This is a genomic window from Vitreimonas sp. (assembly GCF_035627415.1).
In the GTDB taxonomy this organism is placed as follows: Bacteria; Pseudomonadota; Alphaproteobacteria; order Caulobacterales; family Aquidulcibacteraceae; genus Vitreimonas.
The window spans coordinates 266,186-289,334 of the sequence record NZ_DASPLU010000031.1; the positions used below are offsets into that span (position 1 = coordinate 266,186).

The following is a 23,149-nucleotide window of genomic DNA, read 5'->3' on the forward strand; positions in this document are numbered from 1 at the left end:
GGCGCCGTGCGTGCGCCAGTCAGGCGCCGTTTGGACCTCAAAAGGCTATCGAGATTGAAGCGGATACGCCAATAAGCGGCGGGCATGATATCATGCCAAGTTCGCATCCCACCCCGCTCGGACGATCTGATAGCACCAAGGAGGATGACGGCAGAGCGGGCTCACCGAACGCTATACGACAAGGTCGTAGATGCTCATTGCGTGCGCGCGTTGGATGCAGATGTGGGCCTGGTGCTGCTCTACATCGATCGGACCGTCTTAAACGAGTATACGAGCCCGCAAGCGTTCTCCGGTTTGCGTCACGCAAAGCGCAAGGTGTGGCGTCCAGACGCGGCGCTTGGCGTTGTGGATCACGTCAATCCAACTGCGGCGGGACGGACGCGCGCTATGCCGGACGCCGGCGGCCAGCTGCAAGCCGATTACTTTGCGCAGAACTGCTCCGACTTTGGCATTGAGCTTTTCGACGTGCTGCATCCGATGCAGGGCATCGAACATGTCGTGATGCCGGAGCTGGGCGCAATCCTCCCCGGGATGACGGTGGCCGCAGGGGACAGCCACACGACAACGTATGGCGCCTTCGGCGCACTCGGCTTCGGCATCGGCACGTCGGATATCGAACATTATCTGGCGACGCAGACAGTGGTCTACCGGCGGCTGAAGAATATGCGCGTGAACTTGAACGGTCCAAGGCCGCCGGGTGTCACAGCGAAGGACATTGTGATGGCGCTGATCCGCAAGATCGGCGCTGCCGGGGCCACAGGCTACGCTATCGAATTCTCAGGCGACGGGCTCTCCAGTCTCAGTGTCGAGGGGCGGATGACGATGTGCAACATGGCGGTCGAGTGCGGCGCGCGCGGCGCGTTGTCAGCGCCCGATACAGCCGTGTTCGACTACATTGCAGGCAAGCCGCGGGCGCCCAAGGGCCAGCTGTGGGCTTGCGCCCTCGAGGCGTGGCGTGCGTTGAGGTCAGATCCCGGCGCGGTGTTCGATGCGGAAATCGATCTGCCCTTGCGCGACATCGAGCCGATGGTGACGTGGGGCACCAGTCCAGATCAAGCGGGGCCGGTTTCAGCGCTCGTGCCCGACCCGAAAGAAATTGGCGACGCGAACAAGCGGCGCGATTGTGAGCGGGCGTTGGCTTATATGGGCCTGTCGCCCGGCCAGCCGCTTGCATCGATCAAGATCGACCGCGCTTTTATTGGTTCTTGCACCAATGCGCGCATCGAGGATTTGCGCGAGGCGGCGGCGGTGCTGCGCGGCAAGCGCGTGGCGCCAAATGTTCGCGCCATGATCGTTCCCGGTTCAAGCTCTGTACGGCGCCAGGCTGAGGCCGAGGGGCTGGATGCAGTGTTCAAGAACGCAGGCTTCGAATGGCGCCAATCAGGCTGCTCGATGTGCCTTGCCATGAATGACGACGTGCTGGCGCCGGAGGAGCGCTGCGCCTCGAGTACGAATCGCAATTTTGAAGGTCGTCAGGGCGCTCGGGGGCGGACGCATCTGATGAGTCCGGCGATGGTGGCGGCCGCCGCCATCGCCGGACGAATTGCCGACGTGCGTGCGACGGACGTGTCCCATGGGCGCTGAGCCGTTCACGGTCTGCACGGGCGTCGCTGCGCCGATGCCGGCAGCCAATATCGATACTGATGTGATCATGCCCAAGCAGTTTCTGAAGGGCATCGACCGCGCAGGTCTCGACGCTGGCTTGTTCTACGGCGTGCGTTTTGGCGCGGATGGCGTGCCCAACCCGGACTTCATACTGAACCAAGCGCCGTGGCGCGATGCGCGCTTTCTTGTCGTTGGTCCGAATTTCGGCTGCGGATCGAGCCGTGAGCATGCCGTCTGGGGTTTGCGTCAAGCCGGCATTCGCGCTCTGATCGGAACGACATTTGCCGGTATCTTCTTTGACAATTGCTCCCGTAACGGGCTCTTGGCGATCGAGGCGTCGGCAGAACATGTCGCTTTGCTTTCGGAGGCGGTGAGCGCTCCCGAACGTCGTCAGGTCACGGTTAATCTGCTCGATCAAACGGTGACTGGCCAAGGCATCCAGTTCTCGTTCCACATTGATGCGCCACGGAAGGACGCCTTGCTGCGTGGGCTCGATGCGATTGGCGTGACGTGGCAGGGGCGCGAGGCGATTGCGCGGTTCGAGGCGGCCCATTTCGCCGCCAGTCCATGGCTTCGATCTTAAGGACCAGGTGATGACATCGAAATTGCGGCGCGTTGTCGTCACCCAGAACTTCTTCGACGAGGCTTCGATCGCGTACTTGCGGGCGCATGATTGTGACGTCGTGATCGCGAGGATGCCGGAAGGCTATACTGAAGCCACGCTCGACGTTCCTGCCATCAAAAGCCTGATCGGCGACGCTTCTGGCTGGATCGTCGGCCATGCGCGGATCACGCGTGAGGTCTTGGAAGCGTTGCCGGAGCTGCAGATCGTGTCGCGGCGCGGTGTCGGTTACGAGCGCGTGGATACCGAAGCTGCGCGCGATTTGGGGCGGGTCGTGACGATCGCGGCAGGCGGCAACGACGCCACCGTCGCCGATCAGGTGATCGGAATGATGATCGCTGTGGGTCGCCGTTTCCGCGAGGCGCACGCACAGATGCAAACGGGGCCGTGGAAGATTTTGCTGGGCGCGGATCTTTACCGGAAAACAGTTGGTATTATCGGGCTCGGCCGCATCGGACGCAGCCTTGTTCAGCGCTTGCAGGGGTTCGAAGCCAACATTCAGGTGTCTGAAGTCAATCCTGACCCCGGGTATGCCGCCAAGACCGGGGTGAAGTTCGTCGATGTGGAGACGATCCTTAGGGAGTCCGACTACATCAGCTTGCACACGCCGCTGACGCCGCAGACGCGCCACATCATAAACGCGGCGGCGATCGAACAAATGAAGCCGGGAGCATTCGTCTTCAATTGCGCCCGCGGCGGGCTGGTCAATGATGCGGACTTGCTGGCTGCGCTGAAGGATGGCCGTTTAGGGGGCGCCGGCCTCGATGTGTTCGAAAGCGAGAGCGATCCCGCCATGAAGCCGGTCACCGACGAATTGCTGGCGTTGCACAATGTCGTAGCGGCGCCGCACGCCGGCGCGTCCACGCGCGAGGGCCTCGACCGCACCAACATGATCGCCTCGGAGTGCGTTGTGGCGGTGCTGGACGGCAAAGCGCCGCCAAAGGCTTGCGTAGTGGTCGACGGACGCCGGTAGCGCCCGCCTTTCTCCCGGGTCCGGACGCTCGGATCGACCCGATCTTTTCGCTGCAAAGCGGGCCACGCCGATTGCGCCCGTTGCAGACGCATCGTCTCCAGCGTCCGCGAGATTGAAGGGTTGCGTGAACTATCTCGTCGCGACGATCGGCACGGCGCCAGTGAGAAGCGCGGTTGCGATCAGGACGAAGAAGATCAGCACGGCGAACGGCAAGCCAAAGCGTTGCAGATCGCCCACCTCGACTTTGAGCAGACCGGCCACGAGGTAGATCGCCGCGATCAGTGGGCTCAAAGAGTGGATCGTCAGACCAAGCAAGGACGCTCGCGCCACTTCGACGGGGGTCACGCCATAGTGCCCCGCCGTTTCGGCGAGCACGGGGACGATGCCAAAATAATACGCGTCGTTCGACATGATGAACGTCAGCGGCCCGCCGGCCAACGCAATGATTGGAGCGAAGTAAGGGCCCATCTGCTCAGGCAGCACGTTCACCAATCCCTGAGCCATCGCCTCCACCATTCCTGTGCCTTCAAGAATGCCGGTGAAGATCGCTGCGGAGAAAATCAGGATGACAATCGGCAGAGCGTTGGCCGCGTGCGCGGCGATGCGATCGCGCTGTTGAGAGACTTTCGGGTAATTGATGACCAGCGCCAGCGAGAAACCGATCATGAACGCGATGGGCAAGGGCATGAACTGAGCGATGATGGCGGCGATGAGCGCCAGCGTCAGCGCCAGATTCACCCAGAGCAAGCGGGGCCGCGCGATTCCAGGCGGGCGGTCGAAAAGCTGATCGGTCGTGTCCGTTTCGAGGTTTGCCACGCCGAGCCGTTTGCGTTCGGACACACCAAGCCACCAAGCGATAACGAAGACGGTGGCGATACCTGCAAGCAATGTCGGGATGAGTGGAATGAACACATCGGACATTTTAACGTTGAGCGCAGCCGAAGCGCGCGCCAGTGGGCCGCCCCAAGGGGTGAATCCGCTCAGGGCGGCGGGCGAGAGCAGCACCGCAATGATAAGCGGGTTCATGCCTAGACGCTGGTAGAGCGGAAGAAAGGCGCCGATGGTGACGAGCGCCACGGTCGCGCCGTCGCCATCGAGCGCAACGAGCGTAGCGACGGTGGCCGTGGCCATGGTGACGCGCAGCGGATCGCCCTTGGAGAAGCGTACGGCGGCTCGCACGAGCGGGTCGAACAAGCCGGCGTCGATCATGATGGCGAAGTAGAGAACCGCGAACGCGAGTGCGACGGCGATGGGCGCGAGCTCAGAAAGCCCCTCGATCGCCATGCCCGCCATGTCCGCGCCATGGCCGGCCAGCAGCCCGAAAACAATGGGAATGAGAACGAGGGCGACGGCGGCCGCAAGCACGCGCGTCATGATCAAAATCATGAACGTCGCGATCATCGCGAAGCCGAGGAGAGCAAGCATTCAATGAGCCTCAAGTTCGAAAGAGCGTCTGCTCTTATGTGCGCCTCGCGCCTTCGCGTCGGACATCGGCCAGTGTGGGATAGCCGTTCACCGCCATCATCAGATCGGCTTCGGCGAGGATTGAGCGCAGCACATGAGCCGCCCCATCGGCTCCGCCAATGGCGAGCCCATAGGCGTAAGGGCGTCCGATCCCCACAGCGCTCGCGCCGAGCGCAAGCGCCTTGATGACGTCCGAGCCGGAACGCACGCCGGAGTCGAACAGCACCGGCAGCTTGCCAGCGGCTGCGACAACGTCGGGAAGCATGTCGATGGCGGCGATGCCGCCATTGGCCTGGCGCCCGCCGTGATTGGAGCAATAGATCGCGTCGACGCCCGCATCTGCAGCACGCCGCGCGTCATCGGGATGACAGATGCCTTTCAGCGCTATTGGCAGCTTGGTCAGGCTGCGCAACCAGGCAAGATCGTCCCACGTCAGGACTTTGCCGAACAGGCTCGCCCACAATCCGACTGCGGCGCGTAGGTCGTCTTGCGGCTTGCCGCCGAGCAATTTCAGAAAGACGGGATCGGTGAAATAGTTCTGCAGCACATGGCCGCGCAATTGCGGAAAGTTGGAGCTGTTGAGATCGCGCGGCCGCCAGCCGGTCACCCAAGTGTCGAGCGTAACGATGATGGCTTTATAGCCGGCATTCTCGGCGCGATGCACCAAACTGGCGGCCAGATCATTGTTCTTCGGCGTGTAGAGCTGGAAAAAGGCCGGCGTGTCGCCAGCCGCTTTAACAATCTCTTCCATAGGATCGTTCGTGAGCGTGGAAACGGCCAACGGCACGCCCGTTTCAGCGGATGCGCGCGCGGCAGCCAGATCGCCGTGCTCGTCCTGGGTGCATAGACCCGTCACGCCAATCGGGCTCATGAAGAGCGGGGAAGGCAATTTGCAGCCGAACAGCTCGATGGACAGATCCCGCTTGCTCGCATCCACAAGCATGCGGGGCACCATGCCCCACTTCTGGAAGGCGCGTGCGTTCTCGTCCTGCGTGTGCTCATCCCCACAGCCGCCTTGCACATAGTTCAGAACCGCGGGCGACATCGCAGCCTCGGCGCGAGCCTTCCAGGAAGCGAAGTCCACCGGGTACTTCGGGAGTTGACCACTGAGGCCGGCGAAATAGATCGCGAGTTGGTAATCCCCGTACTGGGTCAAGTCGTCCTCCGCTTTGTGCGCCTATGGTCTGTGACCGTATAGCGACGGGCAACAGGGCCCATGACATGAGTCTATGTTTGCCAAGCATAGACGGGTTGTGCGAGGGGCATGTGGCGCTGGCTTCGGACGAGCGCGAGCCGTTCGAACGCGGGTTCTCGCTCGGACTCCTTGGCTGCTTCTCCGGTCTGGCGCCCATGGCCGCTTCTGTGCTGAGCAATCGGGATGGGGATCGAAGCCCGGCAGAGCCGAGACCTCGCGTCTGTCCTCGCGCAATCAGATCGTTGGAGGCCGAGAGCGGCGCCAATCTCGAAGTCGTCATGCGCGCCGAGGCGCGCCGCGGAAATCGGCCGGCGCCAGTTCGCTGCGGGTGCGAACGGCGGGACCGGAGGCGGGGAAAGGATAAGCGTAAACCCATGCGCGCCGCTTGCACTTTGCGCCCGTGGGGCTAAACGGCGGGTTGCAGTCGCGCGGGGGGTGGAGCCGTGAGTGACGAACGATCGGCGGGCGCTGTCGACAAGATCATCGGCGATCGGGTGCGCGTGCGCCGGATCGAGATCGGCATGAGCCAGGAGCGCCTGGCTGAGCTGCTGGGCGTGACGTTCCAGCAAGTGCAGAAATACGAAAAAGGCGTCAATCGGATCGCCTCAAGCCGGCTGCTGGATATCTCCGCCGCCCTCGACGTTCCGGTCGCGAGTTTCTTCAGCGGATTGAAGGGCAGTGAACCGCGCGGAGGCGCCGAGGAAATGAGCGCCGCTCTCGACCTTCCCGGCGCGCGCGAGCTGCTCCGCCGCTACGCGGCGCTCAAGAGTCCGCGACTGAGGCGCCAGATTCTCGAGCTGGTCCACGCCATTGGAGAAGACTGAGTCAGCCGCCGATGGCGCTTCCTGGAGGGGGCGCCTCGTCCGCCTCGATATCCATGCGGCCCGCCTGCAGCCGGAGCAGGCAGATCTCCGCGATGTCGAGCGTTCGAACCAATTCGTCCAGCGTCTCGGCGTCGTCGGTTCCGATCTCGTCGGCGGTGCTGCGGCACAGCTTGACGAGCCTCAAGAGATGCTCGAGCGCGAGCGCGGCGGAGCGCTGTTCAACGGAAAGTTTGAGTTCGCTCATATCGGCCCCCCAAGGCCACGCAATCGTGTGTCGCGGCCGAGCAGCTCGGCCGTGGTGATCAGCGGCGCCCAGGCGCCCAGCACCGCGTTGACCGCGCCGTCGACGGAGTCGTTTCGATCCGTCGGCAAACCCGGGGATGCGATCGCGTCGGTGATAAAGATGAGCTTGGAGCCGCTTCTACGCGCGTCCACCGCGGCGGCGAGACAATCCCTGACGCCGGTGAAGCCGAGCACCAGGCCGTGCTGAAGCGGCGGCCTCATACGGGTGAGTTCGGCGCTGTCGAACAGTGAGTCCGAGCATTTGCGCACCAGCGGCTCGCTTGGCTTGGGCTCGAAGCCAGGTATGGGCGCGGCGTCTTCCCTTGAGGCATGCGCGGAGTGGACGTGGACGATGCGGATGTCTTGGCCGCGCGCCCACGAGAGGCAGGCCTGGGCGTGCGCCAGCGCCGAGAGCGCGCCCGGCGCGACGCGGCGATCGCCGGAGTCGAGATAAGCGAGCTGGAGATTGAGGCACACCAGCATCGGCGCGGCGTAGCGTTCGACCAGGCTCACCTCACCGGTCCCTTGGTTGATCCGCCACGCTTGGCCGATCGTTCGAGCACGCCCGGCCGGTCCCAGGCGCCTTCGGGGCGCAGCACGATCATGGCGGGCGTATCGAGCCCGATCGCGTCGGCGCGCGGGGCGAGATCCTTCTCGATCTCGACATAATCGTAAGCGGAGAAGCGAAACTCCGGACGGCCTTCGCGGACGCGAACGTCGGCGGCGCGGCGCCAATAGCGCAGAAGCCGTTTTTGGACGTGGCCGATCACCTTGGTGTAGCCTTTGCGTGCGGCGTGCTCCAAGGCGGCTTTCACGAGCGCCGCGGAGATTTCGCCGCTGCGGTGGCCGGGGCGCACCGCCACGCGTTCGATCTTGGCGAAGGCGGCGAACCAGCGGATGCGCATGGTCGCGACGGGCTCCTTGCCGAGCCGGGCTATGAGGTGGGTCGCCGCGGCGAGATCGTTGCCGTCGAATTCCTCCTCGTAGGGACAGTTCTGCTCGGCCATGTAGACCAGCGAGCGGACGCTCCAGACCTCGAGCAGCTCATCGATGCGCCTTACAATATCGACCCTCACGGGGGCGCGTTTGCGTGGAGCGGTCATGGGCGGGTCAGCTCAGGCGCGGCTGGGGCGGGCGCGATCGCGAACAGGTCTTCGCGACCTTCCAGCAGCCGGAATCCGATCGACTGCAGCGCCCGCACGCCGTCGCTGGTTACCGCGCGCGCGAAGGTCGGCGTCGCGAAATAGAGATTACGATGGATCGCGACGCAGGTTTTCATGACCGCGCGCGCCCCGTCCTTGCTGGTCGCGGCGAAGCCCCAGCCATAATAGGCCGCGGGGTCCTCTCCAGCCGCAGCGACGAGGCGAGAGTCAAGCCGCACGGCGTCGAAGCAGTCCTGCTCGACCGTCTTGAGCCCCATCCTGTTCAATGGAAAGGCGGCGAGCACGCCGGTGAGCCGTCCGTTCTCGCGGATGCCGAACACGGAGGCCGGAAAGACGCGCTGGACCGCGACGAAATCGGCCGTTTCGGCGATGCCTTGTCCGATGAGTGCGGCCGCCAAGGCGCGCGCCTCGGCGATGCCGGCTTGATCGAGCGGCATGAGGGAGAATTCGGCGGCCGCCGCCGCCACGCGATCAGGGTCGCGATTTCTGCCGGGCGCGCCCATGCGCCCGCTCTGACGTGTTAACATCTTGCCCGCCCTCCATCTCGCGGCCTAGTCGTAACGAGCAAGGAGCTGGCCAGCTTGAGCGGAGTTTCGATGGGGGCCGACAAGAAAGCCGATACCGCGCCGATGCTGCCGGCGAGCGCGCGCGCGGATTGGGCGGACTTGCGGGTTTTCCTGCACGTGGCGGAGGGCGGCAGCATCAGCGCCGCCGCCAAGACGTTGCAGATGTCGCAGCCGACCGTCAGCCAAAGATTGCGCGATCTCGAGCTGCGGCTGAACACGCAGCTGGTGGCGCGGGGGCCCCAAGGGGTGGTCGTCACCGAAGCCGGCGCGCGCATCCGCGACCATGTCGCGGCAATGCAGAGATCGGCGGCGCAGATCGATCGCCTGTTGCGCGAATATGACGAGCGGCCGGAAGGCCGGGTAAAGATCGCCGCACCCGACGGAATCGGCTCGTTCTGGATCGCTCCGCGGATCGGCGACTTCCTGCGCACCAATCCGGGCATCACGCTATCGCTCGACGGCGGCTTTTGGCCGGACAATCCGGTGACCGACGAAATCGACATCTCGATCCAGTACGATGCGCGCAAGTTCGGCGAGCACGTGGTCGAGCCCCTGGCGACGATCCATTATGCCCCGTTCGCGGCCGAATCCTATTTACGAACCTATGGCGTCCCCAAGAGCCAGGCCGAACTCGTCGCGCACCGAACCATCCATCACTCGGCGGTGCAGCTGCAGAAAGAGACCTGGGACCCCAAGGCCGAGGCGGTGCGCACGCTCTCCGCTTACAATGTCGAGACCAATTGCAGTGCGACGCTGATGATGGCGCTGCTCGCCGGCAGCGGCATCGCCTTCCTGCCGACATGCGCGGCCGCGTTCATTCCAGGCATCGTCATGCTGGGCGAGCAGCCGGCCGCCTCGCCCAGACTCTATCTCGTCTACGACCCGAACGTCGCCAGGATCGCCCGCGCCCGCGCCGTGCTCGATTGGCTGAAGGAGATCTTTTCTTCGAGCCTTCATCCCTGGTTCGGCGAGGAGTTCGTTCATCCGCGCGAGTTCGCGCTCACCCCCGGCGCCGGCAGGTTGAGCTATGAGGCGCCCGCCTGAGCTTACGTTTATCTCAAAGGCCTTTAGCCGAGCGGCCCGAAGTCGCTCCCTCTCGTTTCAAGCCGTCGGCCGACCAACCTCGTGGGCGGCGGAGCCGATGGGCTTTACGCCAGAGGCGGAGTGCGCGTCGAGTACGAGCAGAGAGCCGGCAGCGGGTGCGAGGACCGGTCCTTCAGCGGGAGCGGCGCATGGAATTTTAGGTGAGCTGGCAAACTGCGGCGGTCGAAAGGGGAGGTGGGAATGACAGCGACGACAAGCGGGGCGGCGTCTCGGAACCGTCGTTCTCGGCAAGTCGTTGAGCGAGACATTCTCGCATGCCTCTACCCATCAGAGATTACGCGCTGATCGGCGATTGCGAGACCGCTGCGCTGGTGGGGCGCAACGGCTCGATCGATTGGCTGTGCTGGCCGCGTTTCGATTCCGAGGCGTGCTTTGCGGCGCTGCTCGGCGAGGAGGAGAACGGCGCCTGGCGGATTGCCCCGGTGGCGGAGCGAGGACGCTCGACGCGGCGCTATCTCGGCGATGCGCCGGTGCTGGAGACGACGTTCGAAACGGCGGACGGCGTCGTGACGGTGACCGACTTCATGCCCGTGCGCGGCGCGGCGTCGGATTTAGTGCGCATCGTCACCGGCAGAGCCGGGCGCGTCCCCATGCGTTCGGCGCTGCGTTTGCGCTTCGGTTATGGGCGGGCGAGCCCGTGGATCGAGCGGGCGCATGACGGCGAGATCAAGGCGATTGGCGGCCCGCACGCCGTGGTCCTGCGCGCCGGCACGCCGCAGACGACGCAGCACGGCGATTGTCTCAGCGAATTCGACCTCGGCGCTGGCGAGCGCGTCGCATTCGTGCTGACCTATTTCGCCTCGCATCACCCGACGCCCGATGCGGTGGAAGCCGAAGCGGCGCTGAACGAGACGCTGGAGCGCTGGCGCCGTTGGCTGTCGCGTTGCGCCTATGACGGGCCGTACGGCAAACCGGTGTGGCGAGCGCTGATGGTGATGAAGGCGCTCACTTATCGGCCGACCGGCGGGATGGTGGCGGCGGCGACGACGTCCTTGCCCGAGCGCATCGGCGGCGAGCGCAATTGGGACTATCGATATTGCTGGCTGCGCGATGCGACCTTCATGCTGCTGGCTTTCCTGCATTCCGGTTTCGAGGAGGAAGCGTTCGCTTGGCGCGACTGGCTGGTGCGCGCCGTGGCGGGCGACCCGCGCGACATGCAGCCGATCTACGGCATCGCCGGCGAGCAGCATCTGCTCGAATGGGTAACGCCCGATCTGCGAGGTTATCTGGATTCGGCGCCGGTTCGCATCGGCAACGCCGCCTATCGCCAGCGCCAACTCGACGTCTACGGCGAAGTGCTCGACGCGCTGCACCAGGCGCGGCGACACGACCGCGGCCATCACGAGGCGAGCTGGAGCCTGCAGCGCGCCATCGTGGACCACCTCACAGAGCATTGGCGCGAGCCGGATTGCGGAATCTGGGAGGTGCGCAGCGAGCCGCTCCACTTCACGCATTCGAAAGCGATGGCGTGGGTCGCGTTCGACCGCGCCGTGCAGGCGATCGAGCGGTTCGGGCTCGAGGGCGATCTCGATCGCTGGCGGCGCATGTGCGAGGAAAATCGCCACGAAGTGTTGACCAAGGGCTTCGACGCCGAACTCGGATCGTTCACACGCGCGTATGGATCCGGCGATGTCGACGCAAGTCTGCTGCTGCTGCCGCAGGTCGGTTTCATCGATGCGCGCGATCCGCGCATGATCGGCACCGTTCGCGCGATCGAACTGCGATTGCTGCAGGACGGCTTGCTGCGCCGCTATGACACGCGGCAATCGGACGACGGTCTGCCGCCCGGCGAGGGCGCGTTCATGGCGGCCAGCTTCTGGCTGGCCGACACCTACATCATGCAAGGGCGGATCGAAGACGCAGAGGCGCTGTTCGAGCGTCTGCTCGCCTGTCAGAACGACGTCGGTCTGCTGCCCGAGGAGATCGATCCGCGCACCGGCGCTTTCCTCGGGAACTTTCCCCAGGCGCTCTCGCACCTCAGCCTGGTCGACACAGCGTACAATTTGGCGGAAGCGCGCGGCCCGGCGGTGGAGCGCGGCGCGCGCGACGGCTGAACTTGCGCAACAGGGAACCCGCCGCGTCGGGTTCGGTTGACTTGCCGTCCCATGCACGCGGAGAGAACCCATGGCGCAAACGGCGGCTGACGTCCTCGTTCAATCGCTCATCGACTGGGATGTCGATGTCGTGTTCGGCATGCCGGGAGACGGCATCAACGGCATCATCGAGTCCTTGCGCCGGCGGCAGGACGAGATTCGCTTCATCCAGACTCGGCACGAGGAGTCGGCGGCATTTATGGCCGTGGGCTACGCGAAGTTCACGGGTAAGCTAGGTGTTTGCATCGCCACGTCCGGACCCGGCGGCATTCACCTGCTCAACGGTCTTTACGACGCCAAGCTCGACGGCGCGCCGGTGCTGGCGATCACCGGGCTCCAGTTTCACGACCTCGTCGGCACGCTGACCCAGCAGGACGTGCCGCTGGACCGGGTGTTTATGGACGTGGCCGCTTACACCGAGCGGGTGATGGGACCGACGCACGTGGAGAATGTGGTCGAGCTCGCCTGCCGGACGGCGCTTGCGTATCGCACGGTCGCACACGTCACCGTGCCGGTGGATATCCAATCCATGCCGGTGAAGAAGGGCGTGCGCTCAGAGCGCAACATCGCGGGGCACGTTTCCGACATGATGGCGCGCGGCGGCCAGTTGCCGGACGACGCGCAGCTGCGGCGTGCGGCGCACGTCCTCAACGCGGCGCAGAAGCCGTTCATCCTCGCCGGCCGTGGCGCGCTGCGCGCTCGTGCGGAATTGGAGGCGGTGGCGGAGGCGCTCGGCGCGCCGGTCGGGACCGCGCTGCTCGGCAAGGGCGCCATCGCCGACGATCATCCGTACGCGACCGGCGGCGTCGGACTGCTCGGTACGCGCGCCTCGCAGGAGGCGCTGGAGGACTGCGACACGCTGCTGATTGTCGGCTCGAGCTTTCCTTATATCGAATTCTACCCCAAGCCGGGAGATGCGCGCGCGGTGCAGATCGATATCGATCCGATCCGCATCGGCTTGCGTTATCCGGTCGAAGCCGGCCTTGTCGGCGACAGCGCGCGGGTGCTTCGCGCCTTGCTGCCGCATCTGCAGCGGAAGGCGGACCGCAGTTTCCTCGAAGCGACGCAGAAGAAGGTCGAGCACTGGCGCGAGCTGATGCAGGAGCGGGGCGAGCGGCGCGACAAGCCGATGAAGCCGCAGGTCGTGACGCATGAACTCGACAAGCTGCTTGCCGAAGACGCGATCGTCACGACCGATTCGGGGACGGTCACCACCTGGGTGGCGCGCCAGATCACCATGCGTAATCAGCGGATGTTTTCGTGCTCCGGCACGCTCGCGACGATGGCCTGCGGCGTGCCGTACGCGATCGCCGCGGCGATCGCGTATCCGGGCCGGCAGGTCGTGGCGGTCGTCGGCGACGGCGCGATGGCGATGCTGATGGGCGAATTGGCGACGATCAAGAAGTACGATCTCGACGTGAAGATCATCGTCGTGAAGAACGACTCGCTCGGCCAGATCAAATGGGAGCAGATGGTGTTCCTGGGCAATCCGGAATATGTCTGCGAACTCGAGCCGATCGATTTCGCGAAAGTGGCCGAGGCGTGCGGCCTACGCGGAATGACCGTGGAAGATCCCGAGCGCTGCGGCGAGGCGCTACGCGATGCGATCGGCGCGCGCGGCGCATGCCTCGTCGAGGCGGTCGTCGACACGCACGAGCCGCCGATGCCGCCGAAGGTGGAGATGAAGCAGGCGCTGCATCTGGCGGAATCGCTCGCCCGCGGCACGCCCGACCGCGGCAAGATCGCCGCGACCATCGCCCGCGACGTCGTGCGCGAAATGATATGAGCGCGCGCGGCCCAGCGGCCGCGGCCGATGCGCCGGTCACGCGCCTGGCGGCGTGGACGATAGACATCCCGACCGAGACGCCGGAAGCCGACGGCACACTCGAATGGGACAGCACCACGATCGTGCTGGTGGAGACGGAAGCGGGCGGCGACGCGGGGCTCGGCTACACGTACGCAAGCCGCGCCGCTTTCGCGGTGATCGAGGACGTGCTTGCGCCATGCGTATTGGGCCGCGACGCTTTTGCGGGGGCGGCCGTCGCCGCCGATATGCTGCGGCAGGTTCGCAATATCGGTCGGCAGGGGATCAGCGCCTGCGCCATTGCCGCCGTCGACACCGCGCTATGGGATTTGCGCGCCAAGCTGTGCGGTCAGCCTTTGTGCAATCTGCTGGGTCGGCTGCGCACGCATGCGCCCATTTACGGCTCCGGCGGCTTCACCAATTACACGCGCCGGCAGCTCGAGCGTCAGCTGGATGGGTTTGTGCGGGAGCTCGGCTGCAAGTTTGTGAAGATGAAGATTGGCGCCGATCCGGCCGCCGATCCCGCGCGGATCGCGTTTGCGCGCGAGGTGATCGGCGAGGCCGCGCTGATGGTCGACGCCAATGGCGCGCTCGAACGGAAGCAGGCGCTCGCTCTAGCGCACGTGTGCGCCGAGCACGGCGTCGTCTGGTTCGAAGAGCCGCTTTCGAGCGACGATGTCGCCGGTCTCGCTTGGCTGAGGGCGCATGCGCCGGCGCCGGTCGCCATAGCGGCGGGAGAATATGCCTGGGATGTCTGGGCGCTGCGCACTTTGCTTGAGGCCGGCGCTGTCGATGCGCTGCAGGCGGACGCGACGCGCTGCCTCGGCGTCACCGGCTTCATGCAGGCGGCGGCGCTCGCGGCTGCGTTTCACACACCGCTGTCCTCGCACTGCGCGCCGACTTTGCATTGCCATCTGAGCGCCGCGACGCCGATGGCCCACGTCGAGTGGTTCTTCGATCACGCCCGGATCGAGCGCATGTTGTTCGACGGCGCGCCCGAACCGCGCAATGGCCGCATCGCGCCGGACCTGTCGCGCCCAGGTCTGGGGCTCGCGCTGAAGCGGCAAGACGCGATGCGCCTCTCCGAGCAGTCCGGTCGCTCCCTGCGCGGCGAGTGGCGCCTATGAGCGAGCAGGCCCACCGCGAGCGTGAGCGCGTGGCGTCGAGTGGACGCGTTACGGCGGCGTACCAGGCTTATCCGCCCAACGCCGTCGCCGGTCTCGAACGCGCGCTGAAGGCGGGCGTCCGAGGCGAGGTTGATTTCAGCGGCGGCGCGCGCGCGCTGTTCGCGACCGATGCTTCGAACTATCGGCAAGTGCCGATCGGGGTTGTGACGCCGCGGGACGAGGCCGATCTGGTCGCGGCCGTTGCGGCGTGCTGCGCTCATGACGCGCCGGTGCTGCTGCGCGGCGGCGGCACCGCGCTCGCAGGACAGAGCTGCAATGTCGCCGTCGTGATCGATTGTTCGCGCTGGCTCGATCGCGTGCTCGATCTCGATCCCAAGCGCCGAACGGCGCGGGTCCAGCCTGGCTGCGTGCTGGACACGTTGCGAGACCAAGCGGAGACGCACGGCCTCACCTTCGCGCCCGATCCCGCCACGCACGACCACAACACGCTCGGCGGCATGCTCGGCAACAATAGCTGCGGCGCGCATTCGATCATGTCGGGCCGCACCTCCGACAACGTCCATCGCATGGACGTGCTGACGTATGACGGGTTGCGCTTGGACGTCGGTCCGACCAGTGACGCCGAGCTCCGCGCGATCATCGCCGCCGGGGGCCGGCGCGGCGAGATTTACCGCAAGCTGGCGGCGCTGCGGGACAAGTACGGCGAACTCGTCCGCAAACGGTTCCCCAAGATCCCGCGCCGAGTTTCGGGCTTCGAGAATCTCGATGCGCTGCTGCCGGAGAGCGACTTCAACGTCGCCCGCGCACTCGTCGGCACCGAGGGGACGTGCGTCGCCGTTCTTGGCGCGACGCTGCAGCTCGTGCCTAGTCCGCCGCGCCGCGCGCTCGCGGTGCTCGCGTTCGACGATATTTTCTCCGCCGCCGACGCCGTGCCGAGAGTGCTGGAGTTCGGCCCTATTGCCTGTGAGGGCATGGACGATCTGCTCTACGGCTTCGTTAAGACCAAACACCTGCATGAACGGGGACTGCAGAGTTTTCCGGAAGGCCGCGGTTGGCTGTTGGTCGAATTCGGCGGCGACAGTCTAGACGAGGCGGCGGAAAAGGCCCGGCGCGCGATCGCGGCGTTCGGCGGGCGCGGCCGGCTGGTGCGCGACGAGCACGAGCAGGAAGAGATCTGGGCCGTGCGGGAAGCTGCGCTCGGCGCGACCGCGTTCGTGCCGGACCGGCCGGACACGTGGGAGGGCTGGGAGGACAGCGCCGTTCACCGCGAGAATCTCGGCGCCTATCTGCGCGATTTGAAGGCGCTGATGCATCGCCATGGCTACGAGGCCGCCTTCTACGGGCATTTCGGCGACGGGCTGCTGCACTGTCGCGTCAACTTCGATCTCGGCTCGGAGCAGGGCATCGCCAACTGGTCGAGGTTCATGCGCGAGGCCGCCGACCTTGCGGTTCGCTACGACGGCTCGCTGTCGGGCGAGCATGGCGATGGACAAGCGCGCGGCGAGTTGCTCGAGCGCATGTACGGCCCCGAGCTGATCGAATGCTTCCGCGAGTTCAAGACCATCTGGGACCCGCGCAATCGCATGAATCCGGGCAAGGTGGTCGATCCGTTTCCGGTGACGAGCAATCTTCGCGTCGGGCCGAGCTATGAACCGCCCCAGGTCGAAACCCATTTTCGCTATCCCGACGACGACGGCTCCTTTGCGCGGGCGACGATGCGCTGCGTCGGCGTCGGCAAGTGCCGGCGCCTGGACGTGAAGGACGAGGTCATGTGTCCGTCGTTTCTCGTCACGCGCGACGAGAAGCACAGCACCCGCGGGCGCGCCCACCTGCTGTTCGAGATGCTGCGCGGAGAGACTCTGCCGGAGCAGTGGGAGAGCGATGCGGTCGAGGAGGCGCTGTCGCTGTGTCTTGCGTGCAAGGGCTGCAAGAAGGATTGCCCGGTCGAAGTCGACATGGCCACGCTGAAGGCGGAGTTTCGCGCGCGCTATTACGCGAGGAAGCTGCGCCCGCCGGAGGCCTATTCAATGGGCTTCATCTATTGGTGGTCGCGCGCCGCCGCCATCGCGCCGCAGGCGGCGAATGCGATGCTCACTGCGCCGGGCGTCGCCCAGCTGATTAAGCGGGCCGCGGGGCTGGCGCAGGATCGCCGGCTGCCGCGCTATGCAAACCGCTCTTTCCGCGACGCGTTCAAGAGATTGCCGCGGCCGAGCACGGTCGGGGAGCGCGTCGTGCTCTGGCCGGACACGTTCAACAACTTCTTCCGCCCGCAAACGGCGCTCAACGCAGTCGAAGTGCTGCAGCGCGCCGGATACGAGGTGGTGCTGCCGGCGCGCTCGCTCTGCTGCGGCAGGCCGCTTTACGACTGGGGCTTTCTCCGCACCGCGAAGCGTCTGTGGCGCAAGACGCTGAACACGCTGCGTGCGGAGATCGAAGCCGGCACGCCGCTGATCGGGTTAGAGCCGTCGTGCCTCGCGGCGTTCAAGGACGAGTTGCCGAACCTGTTTCCGGATAACGCGCTCGCGCGGCGGCTCTCCGAAAACGCGGTGTACTTCGCCGATTTCGTCGAAGCGCATCAGGATCGCTTTCCCGCGTTCGCCCAGGGGGGCGAAGCCCTGCTGCAAGTGCACTGCAACCATCATGCGATCATCGGCGCCGAAGGCGAGACGCGGCTGCTGAAAGCTATGCAGCTCGACGTGCGCCGCCCGCCCGCTGGATGCTGCGGCATGGCGGGGGCGTTCGGATTTTCGCGCCATACCGCCGATCTGTCGCGTCAGATTGCCGGCCGCATCTTGACGCCTGCGGTGCGTGAAGCGTCAGAGGAGGTCGAGATCCTCGCCGACGGATTCAGCTGCCGAGAGCAGATCGAGCAGGAGACCGGGCGCGAGACGTTGCACATCGCCGATCTGCTCGCTTCGCGCCTCCCGCAATCGTAGCGCGTCGCCGCGCGTGCGCCCGCGGATGCGCCGGAACTCGGGTTTCGCGAATCGCGTTCCGCTTGATTGGCGGGATTTTCGCGAGGAGAGACAAACGATGGCAGATCGGTATTCCGAGCAAGGAACATATGGTCGCCGCGCCGGCCGCTACGGCCGTGAGCGCGACATGGATGTGAGCAATCGCGAAGGGGCGCGGATCGGCGGCGCTTGGCGCGATGAGGACATCGACGACGAGTATCGATTCTCTCGCGATGACGACTATGGTCGCGGTTACGAAAGAGACGAGCGCTTCGGACGCGGCGAATATCGCAGCCGCGAAGACCGGGACCGCGAGTACGGCTCGAGCTATGGCGCGCAGGGGCCGAGCTTCGCCCATCCTCGGCATGGCGGCGGATATGGCGGTTATGCGGAGACAGGCCAAGGGTATGGTCAGCGCAGCAGTTACGGCCCTGGCTATTACGGCGCCAGCGAGGAGCAATACGCGCAAGGGTACGGCCAAGGCGGCATTGGCTACTCGGCTCAGGGCAATTGGGGCCAGGGCGGCGGACTCAGCGGCGATTTCGGCCGCGAGTATGGTCAGGGTCAAGGCTATCGCAGCACGCAGCAAGGCTATGGCGGCTATGGTGAGCCCGAGATCGAGACCGGCGGCTTCGGCAATCAGACTGGGTGGAACGTAGGCGGCACCTTGGGCCAGGGCCGTCAGGGTTTGAACTTGCAAGACTTTGGCGGCTACGAAGGCAGCTTCGGCCAAGGCGGCTATCTCACGCGCGGCAGCCGGCGGCAGTGGGGCGGCCACGCCGGTCGCGGTCCGAAGAACTACACCCGTTCCGACGATCGCATCCGTGAGGACGTCAATGACCGGCTCACCGACGATCCGGACGTCGATGCCTCGGAAATAGACGTGAAAGTCTCGAACGGCCAGGTGACGCTCGCCGGGACCGTCGACAGCCGTGACGAAAAGCGCCGCGCGGAAGATTGCGCAGAAGCCGTCTCGGGCGTGCGCGACGTGCAGAACAATTTGCGCGTGCAGCGAAGCGAGAGCAGCCCCCGCGCCACCAGCAAGCAAGGCAGGAGCGCCGGCGACGACAGGAACGAGAAGATGCAGTGATGCGCTGAACTGAAGTAGGGGGTCCCGCAAACGGACCCTCTACGACAGTCAGCGTTGGAAGGTGCCGACAAGCTCCGTCTCGTCGAGCACGTGCGGCGCTGCAGCTTTGAGAATGTCCCTCACATGCGCATCGACGGGAACGTCGAGGCTGTCGATGTCGAGCGCCGCCAAGCGGAAGTGATAGTGGTGCACGCCGTGCCCCGGGGGCGGCTGCGGCCCGTCATATGCCGACGAGCCGAAGTCGTTGACGGCTTCGCGGAAAGTTGTGGCGTCCTGACGCCCGGCATTTTCGGCCAATTCCATGCGCTCCGCCGGCAGGTCGTAGATCGCCCAGTGACCGAACGTGCCCGACGGCGCGTCTGGATCCTCGACGATCAGGGCGAAGCTTTTGGTTTCCGGCGGCGCGCCGCGCCAGTTCAGAGGCGGCGAGATGTTGTCGCCGTCGCGCACGTATTTTTTCGGTATGGGCTCCCAATGCCGAAAAGCCGGGCTACTCAATTCCAAAGCCATGGCCTGTCTCCTCTTCCGCTCGATCACCAGAACACGCGCGCCTCGTCGGGGCGCCGCGCGCGCATCAGGCGGCCGAAGCGCGGCGGCGGCGGCGGCTCGACGCCGTCTGCCGCGTCCAACCAGAAGGTCCGAAGCCTTTTCGGCAGGGCTTGCTGCACCTTGCGGATCAGAGGCGGCGGGATGTGGCGCGACAAGGTCGCGAACACTGCGGCGGTCGCCGCGCGCGGATCGGTCGGGCGGTTGTTGAACAGGCGATCGTCGACGTCCTCGAGGAATTCCTCGAGATCGCAATCGTCCGGCTGCCGCGCAGGGCTGTAATCGTGATAGTAAACGCCGCGCACCAGCAACGGCAGTTCCGCCGCGAAATGCGCCGAGAGGCCGATCTGGAGCCGATCGCGCAAGCCGTGAAGCACCACTGCAAGGCACTTCCAGGCCAAATGGCGATCGGGCCCGATCTCCTCCATGATCTCGTCGAGCCAGACGTGCGTCGTCTGCAGCGTCTTGTCGAATACCGGTAGTCCGTTCGCGCTCATGATGCCGGCCTCCTTGCATGGCTATCCGGTGGGCGCCCTATCCAGAGGCAGCGAGTTCCGCGTCGGCGCAGGCGCTCGTCCCTACAATGGACGAGGCAGGCAGGGAGTTTCACAAGGCGCGGAAAAACAGCGCTTCGGAACGCGACAGGCCGGCAGCAGCGCCTCGATGGCGTGCTACAGAAAGCTGAAAACACCGAGCGGATTGTGCGCTCTGGCGACGCTGAAAATGAAGGCGAACACCGCGAGTGCGGAGAGGAAGAAGCCGAGCCGGGCGTTGCGTGTCTTGCCGCGCTTCAGAGCGAAACTGCCGAGCACGATGTAGACGACCAGTAGCAGCACCTTCACTGTGAGCCAATGATGCACGAACGGATACTGATGCACGATCGTCATCAGCATCAGCGCCGCGGTCAGCAGCACGGTGTCGATCGTGTAGCTCAGATAGCGGACCGGCGCCCACATCGGCCAACTGGCGTTGAATAGGTTGACGCCGAGGCCGCGCAGCAGAAATAGCCCGCCGCTCGCCAGTACGGAGCCGATGTGGACATTTCGGATTTGTAGATAGAACTCTTCCATGCCTTACGCCGTCGGGCGCGCCGGCTCCTTCGGCTCGATGAGTTGGTTCGCGGTTATGCCTGGGCAAGTGGTAGTGGAATCCATCTCGTCTTCACGCGCGAGCGGGTCGAGGGTTCGTGAGCATCCGCCCGTAGATGATGCAGAATGCGCCGAAGGCGATGCTCCACAAGAGCGCCGACGCGATCAGCAGCGGCGTGTACGCGGCTGGGATCAAAGCTGCAGCGACGCGCGTGAGCGCCGCCAGATTCGCCGCGGCGTAGATGAATTGCGTTCCTCGCGGCGCCGTGAGCTCGCGGCCGGTGTGGCCGCGCGTGGCGCGGGTCATCACCGCAAGGGTCATCACCCCGATGGCGCCGGCGGCGAGCGCATGGATGCCCGCACTCGCCGGCACGATCGATGGAACTATTGCGGCGAAGCCCAAGAGCAGGAGGCCGGCGGCGAGCCAGAAATAGCCGACATGGAGGATAAGCACGAGCGGCTCCGCGGCCGTGCGCATGCCGCGCCAGCGCGCCAGTCGCAGCAATGTCGCCGCGCCGCTCGCGAGCAGGGCGACGCCGGCGAATGGCGATAAAGGCGCGAGCAGCCACAGCAGGAGCGCTGCGCCCGTGAGCGCGAGCGTGAACAGGTCGAACTTGTCCTGCGGCGCGGGCTCCGGGGTCATGGCGCGCTTGGCCATCCAGTTGCGGGTGAAGCTCGGCGTGATACGCCCGCCGATCAGTGCGATCAGCAACGCCGCGACCGCAAGCGCAATGCGCTCGCCGATCCAAACTGCGTCAGGCGCCGGCACGCGCAGATGGAAGGCGATGTTGGCGGCCGCGAGCAGCGTCACCATCACGCAGACCGGAATGTTGCGCGTGTTTTTTCCCGCGAGCACCTCGCGCCAGGCGATCAGCGCGAACGCGACGAGGAAGAGCGAGTCGATGGCGCTTGCCCATACGCCGAGCTCCGCTACGGCCAGCATAGCCAGACGGCCTGCGACCCAGAGTGCGAATAGCGCGGCGAGCGGCGCGCCCGACACGGGCAAGCGGCCCGTCCAGTTCGGAATCGCCGTCAGCAGGAAGCCAGCGACGATAGCGGCGAGATAGCCGAACAGCATCTCGTGCACATGCCAGTCGCGCGTGAACTCGGGGGCCCAGCCGAGCACGCTCGCGACCCATAAAGGAACCGACAGCGCCGCCCACAAGCTGCCGAACAGGAAGAATGGCCTGAAGCCCATGCCGAACAGGGCGATGCCTTTGTGAGCGCGATAGCGCTCGGCCGTCGTTGTCATGCCGCTAAACCGCCGCCGAGTGTCGCGCGGCGCCTTTCTCTGCGTAAGAATCGAAAGCCTGCGCGACGATGCGGCACAAGGGCCGCGCGTGCGCAGGGAGTGTGATTATGTCGCCGGAGACAACGACGAGCCCGTCGCGCGTCATCGGCGCCAGCGTCGCCAACTCCCGCACGCAGGCTGAGGCGCCGCCCAAAGGGCCGAGGTCGCCGGTGAAGTCGCACATGATTTGTTCGATCAAGGCACCGCGGCGGCGATCCTCGTCGTCGAGGGCATGGCCGCGCGCGATCGGCAGCCGCTCGTCCGCCACGACGCGGCTCCATGCGCCGACTTCGGAGGCGTTCTGGGCGTAGCCCTGGGGCAGTGTGGAGATCGCCGAAGGGCCGAGCCCAATGGTCGCGGCCGTGGTGCTCGTGTCATAGCCCTGGAACGAGCGGCGCAGGGTGTCGTTCCGCGCAGCGACCGTGAGCTCATCGTCCGGCAACGCGAAATGATCGAGGCCGATCGCAACGTAGCCGAGGCGGGCCAGTTCGAGTCGCGCAATCTCCGCATGCTCGAGGCGCTCGGCGGCGTTCGCCAATTGTGTCTCGTCGATCAACCGCTGCCGCTTCTTGAACCAGGGCACATGCGCGTAGCCGAACAGGGCGACGCGGCTAGGCCGCATCGCCGTGGCCGTCTGCACGGAGCGAAGGACGTCATCGCTGCTCTGCGCCGGCAGCCCGTACATGAGATCTATGTTGATCTGAGCGATGCCAGCCTCGCGCAGCATAGTCATCGCGCCTTGCACCAGCTCAGCAGGCTGAATGCGGCCCATGGCGCGCTGCACATGCGGGTTGAAGTCCTGGGCGCCGATGGATGCGCGTGTCACGCCGGCTTCGCGATAGGCCGCCGCCAGGGCGGGCGTGAGGTGGCGCGGATCGATCTCGATCGAATGCCGCGCCTGCGGGGCGATGTCGAACCAGAACGCGAGGTGATGGCAGATCCGCGTGAACTGCTCCGGCGAGAGGATGTTGGGCGTGCCGCCGCCCCAGTGGATGTCGACCACGCGATGGGTGGCGATCTGTTCCCCCACGAGGTCGATCTCGCGCAGAAGCGTTTGCACGTAGTCGGCAAGCGGCTCTTCGCGGCGTGCGGCGTAGGTGTTGCAGCCGCAATACCAGCAAAGCTCGCGGCAGTACGGGACATGAAGGTAGAACCCGATGGGCGCGTCTGCGTCCAACTGGCGAAGCCAGCCGGCATGAACCGCACCGTCGACCGAGGCGGCGAAGTGGGGCGCCGTCGGATAGCTGGTGTAACGCGGCGCTTGCCGCTCGGCATGGGCGAGAAGTCGCGGGTCCATGCGCCGAGAGTGCATCCGCGCGTGTTGCCTGTGCTTGATATGGATCAAGTTCCCGTTGCGG

General features: G+C 65.5%; 21 protein-coding genes. 10 read left to right on the forward strand and 11 right to left on the reverse strand.

Going from position 1 to position 23,149, the window contains the following annotated elements:
• The first annotated feature begins 144 nt into the window (after positions 1-144).
• From leuC to VEA80_RS17440, 3 genes are read left to right on the forward strand one after another with little or no spacing between them, the layout of a single operon-like run.
• Entirely contained in the window at positions 145-1,584 is a 1,440-nt protein-coding gene (leuC, locus tag VEA80_RS17430) for a 3-isopropylmalate dehydratase large subunit (RefSeq protein WP_325062052.1), read from the forward strand.
• On the forward strand, positions 1,574-2,188 hold the full coding sequence (leuD, locus tag VEA80_RS17435) for a 3-isopropylmalate dehydratase small subunit (RefSeq protein ID WP_325062053.1): 615 nt from the start codon (positions 1,574-1,576) through the stop codon (positions 2,186-2,188). Before leuC ends, leuD begins: the two co-directional genes overlap by 11 nt.
• A gap of 10 nt (positions 2,189-2,198) precedes the next feature.
• A complete protein-coding gene (locus VEA80_RS17440) occupies positions 2,199-3,200 on the forward strand; it encodes a phosphoglycerate dehydrogenase (protein ID WP_325062054.1) in 1,002 nt (333 codons plus the stop codon).
• Between the two features lie 129 nt (positions 3,201-3,329).
• Here VEA80_RS17440 and VEA80_RS17445 read toward each other — a convergent pair whose 3' ends face one another.
• Both VEA80_RS17445 and VEA80_RS17450 read right to left on the reverse strand, forming a co-directional pair.
• Complete coding sequence (locus tag VEA80_RS17445) at positions 3,330-4,625, reverse strand: citrate:proton symporter (RefSeq protein WP_325062055.1); 1,296 nt, start codon at positions 4,623-4,625, stop codon at positions 3,330-3,332.
• 34 nt (positions 4,626-4,659) lie between these two features.
• Positions 4,660-5,820 carry a lactate 2-monooxygenase gene (locus tag VEA80_RS17450; RefSeq protein WP_325062056.1) on the reverse strand — a complete coding sequence of 387 codons (1,161 nt, stop codon included), beginning with the start codon at positions 5,818-5,820 and terminating at the stop codon, positions 4,660-4,662.
• Positions 5,821-6,302: 482 nt separating this feature from the next.
• On the opposite strand from VEA80_RS17450, the gene VEA80_RS17455 reads away from it, so the two are divergent.
• A complete protein-coding gene (locus VEA80_RS17455; RefSeq protein ID WP_325062057.1) occupies positions 6,303-6,683 on the forward strand; it encodes a helix-turn-helix transcriptional regulator in 381 nt (126 codons plus the stop codon).
• A gap of 1 nt (position 6,684) precedes the next feature.
• Here the strand turns inward: VEA80_RS17455 and VEA80_RS17460 are convergent, their stop codons facing one another.
• Genes VEA80_RS17460 through VEA80_RS17475 form a run of 4 tightly spaced genes read right to left on the reverse strand, consistent with a single transcriptional unit; the run spans position 6,685 to position 8,655 of the window.
• Entirely contained in the window at positions 6,685-6,927 is a 243-nt protein-coding gene (locus VEA80_RS17460; protein ID WP_325062058.1) for a hypothetical protein, read from the reverse strand.
• Entirely contained in the window at positions 6,924-7,478 is a 555-nt protein-coding gene (locus VEA80_RS17465) for a hypothetical protein (protein ID WP_325062059.1), read from the reverse strand. The genes VEA80_RS17460 and VEA80_RS17465 overlap by 4 nt, the downstream gene beginning before the upstream one ends.
• A complete protein-coding gene (locus VEA80_RS17470; protein ID WP_325062060.1) occupies positions 7,475-8,041 on the reverse strand; it encodes a GNAT family N-acetyltransferase in 567 nt (188 codons plus the stop codon). The genes VEA80_RS17465 and VEA80_RS17470 overlap by 4 nt, the downstream gene beginning before the upstream one ends.
• A 23-nt stretch (positions 8,042-8,064) precedes the next feature.
• The gene (locus tag VEA80_RS17475; protein WP_325062061.1) at positions 8,065-8,655 is read right to left on the reverse strand and encodes a hypothetical protein; all 591 of its coding nucleotides are present in this window, start codon (positions 8,653-8,655) and stop codon (positions 8,065-8,067) included.
• 54 nt (positions 8,656-8,709) lie between these two features.
• Here VEA80_RS17475 and VEA80_RS17480 point away from each other — a divergent pair, with 54 nt between their 5' ends.
• From VEA80_RS17480 to VEA80_RS17505, 6 genes are all read left to right on the forward strand, one after another.
• Positions 8,710-9,738 (forward strand): LysR family transcriptional regulator, encoded by a 1,029-nt coding sequence (locus tag VEA80_RS17480; RefSeq protein ID WP_325062062.1) that lies wholly within the window; start codon positions 8,710-8,712, stop codon positions 9,736-9,738.
• A gap of 314 nt (positions 9,739-10,052) precedes the next feature.
• Entirely contained in the window at positions 10,053-11,852 is a 1,800-nt protein-coding gene (locus VEA80_RS17485; protein WP_325062063.1) for a glycoside hydrolase family 15 protein, read from the forward strand.
• Positions 11,853-11,922: 70 nt separating this feature from the next.
• A complete protein-coding gene (locus VEA80_RS17490) occupies positions 11,923-13,677 on the forward strand; it encodes a thiamine pyrophosphate-dependent enzyme (protein ID WP_325062064.1) in 1,755 nt (584 codons plus the stop codon).
• On the forward strand, positions 13,674-14,822 hold the full coding sequence (locus tag VEA80_RS17495) for an enolase C-terminal domain-like protein (RefSeq protein ID WP_325062065.1): 1,149 nt from the start codon (positions 13,674-13,676) through the stop codon (positions 14,820-14,822). Before VEA80_RS17490 ends, VEA80_RS17495 begins: the two co-directional genes overlap by 4 nt.
• A complete protein-coding gene (locus VEA80_RS17500; RefSeq protein WP_325062066.1) occupies positions 14,819-17,758 on the forward strand; it encodes an FAD-binding and (Fe-S)-binding domain-containing protein in 2,940 nt (979 codons plus the stop codon). The genes VEA80_RS17495 and VEA80_RS17500 overlap by 4 nt, the downstream gene beginning before the upstream one ends.
• 97 nt (positions 17,759-17,855) lie before the next feature.
• Positions 17,856-18,866, forward strand: coding sequence for a BON domain-containing protein (locus VEA80_RS17505; protein ID WP_325062067.1), 1,011 nt, complete (start codon positions 17,856-17,858; stop codon positions 18,864-18,866).
• Between the two features lie 48 nt (positions 18,867-18,914).
• Here the strand turns inward: VEA80_RS17505 and VEA80_RS17510 are convergent, their stop codons facing one another.
• The 5 genes from VEA80_RS17510 to hemN form a co-directional block, all read right to left on the reverse strand.
• Positions 18,915-19,376 carry a YbhB/YbcL family Raf kinase inhibitor-like protein gene (locus tag VEA80_RS17510; RefSeq protein WP_325062068.1) on the reverse strand — a complete coding sequence of 154 codons (462 nt, stop codon included), beginning with the start codon at positions 19,374-19,376 and terminating at the stop codon, positions 18,915-18,917.
• A gap of 23 nt (positions 19,377-19,399) precedes the next feature.
• Positions 19,400-19,909 carry a DUF2267 domain-containing protein gene (locus tag VEA80_RS17515; RefSeq protein WP_325062069.1) on the reverse strand — a complete coding sequence of 170 codons (510 nt, stop codon included), beginning with the start codon at positions 19,907-19,909 and terminating at the stop codon, positions 19,400-19,402.
• Positions 19,910-20,083: 174 nt separating this feature from the next.
• Complete coding sequence (locus tag VEA80_RS17520; RefSeq protein WP_325062070.1) at positions 20,084-20,482, reverse strand: SirB2 family protein; 399 nt, start codon at positions 20,480-20,482, stop codon at positions 20,084-20,086.
• Between the two features lie 91 nt (positions 20,483-20,573).
• Positions 20,574-21,752: an NnrS family protein gene (locus tag VEA80_RS17525; protein WP_325062071.1), complete on the reverse strand. Its 1,179-nt coding sequence runs from the start codon at positions 21,750-21,752 to the stop codon at positions 20,574-20,576.
• A gap of 4 nt (positions 21,753-21,756) precedes the next feature.
• Positions 21,757-23,088 (reverse strand): oxygen-independent coproporphyrinogen III oxidase, encoded by a 1,332-nt coding sequence (gene hemN / locus VEA80_RS17530; protein WP_325062072.1) that lies wholly within the window; start codon positions 23,086-23,088, stop codon positions 21,757-21,759.
• Positions 23,089-23,149 lie beyond the last annotated feature (61 nt).

What these genes read in the sequence shown, in the direction of transcription:
- VEA80_RS17440 (WP_325062054.1), top strand. Translation starts at nt 2,199, where the DNA reads ATGACATCGAAATTGCGGCGCGTTGTCGTCACCCAGAACTTCTTCGAC.
- VEA80_RS17490 (WP_325062064.1), top strand. Translation starts at nt 11,923, where the DNA reads ATGGCGCAAACGGCGGCTGACGTCCTCGTTCAATCGCTCATCGACTGG.
- leuD (WP_325062053.1), top strand. Translation starts at nt 1,574, where the DNA reads ATGGGCGCTGAGCCGTTCACGGTCTGCACGGGCGTCGCTGCGCCGATG.
- VEA80_RS17515 (WP_325062069.1), bottom strand. Translation starts at nt 19,909, where the DNA reads ATGAGCGCGAACGGACTACCGGTATTCGACAAGACGCTGCAGACGACG.
- VEA80_RS17520 (WP_325062070.1), bottom strand. Translation starts at nt 20,482, where the DNA reads ATGGAAGAGTTCTATCTACAAATCCGAAATGTCCACATCGGCTCCGTA.
- VEA80_RS17500 (WP_325062066.1), top strand. Translation starts at nt 14,819, where the DNA reads ATGAGCGAGCAGGCCCACCGCGAGCGTGAGCGCGTGGCGTCGAGTGGA.
- leuC (WP_325062052.1), top strand. Translation starts at nt 145, where the DNA reads ATGACGGCAGAGCGGGCTCACCGAACGCTATACGACAAGGTCGTAGAT.
- VEA80_RS17460 (WP_325062058.1), bottom strand. Translation starts at nt 6,927, where the DNA reads ATGAGCGAACTCAAACTTTCCGTTGAACAGCGCTCCGCCGCGCTCGCG.
- VEA80_RS17475 (WP_325062061.1), bottom strand. Translation starts at nt 8,655, where the DNA reads ATGTTAACACGTCAGAGCGGGCGCATGGGCGCGCCCGGCAGAAATCGC.
- hemN (WP_325062072.1), bottom strand. Translation starts at nt 23,088, where the DNA reads ATGGACCCGCGACTTCTCGCCCATGCCGAGCGGCAAGCGCCGCGTTAC.
- VEA80_RS17485 (WP_325062063.1), top strand. Translation starts at nt 10,053, where the DNA reads ATGCCTCTACCCATCAGAGATTACGCGCTGATCGGCGATTGCGAGACC.
- VEA80_RS17510 (WP_325062068.1), bottom strand. Translation starts at nt 19,376, where the DNA reads ATGGCTTTGGAATTGAGTAGCCCGGCTTTTCGGCATTGGGAGCCCATA.
- VEA80_RS17495 (WP_325062065.1), top strand. Translation starts at nt 13,674, where the DNA reads ATGAGCGCGCGCGGCCCAGCGGCCGCGGCCGATGCGCCGGTCACGCGC.
- VEA80_RS17505 (WP_325062067.1), top strand. Translation starts at nt 17,856, where the DNA reads ATGGCAGATCGGTATTCCGAGCAAGGAACATATGGTCGCCGCGCCGGC.
- VEA80_RS17445 (WP_325062055.1), bottom strand. Translation starts at nt 4,625, where the DNA reads ATGCTTGCTCTCCTCGGCTTCGCGATGATCGCGACGTTCATGATTTTG.
- VEA80_RS17525 (WP_325062071.1), bottom strand. Translation starts at nt 21,752, where the DNA reads ATGACAACGACGGCCGAGCGCTATCGCGCTCACAAAGGCATCGCCCTG.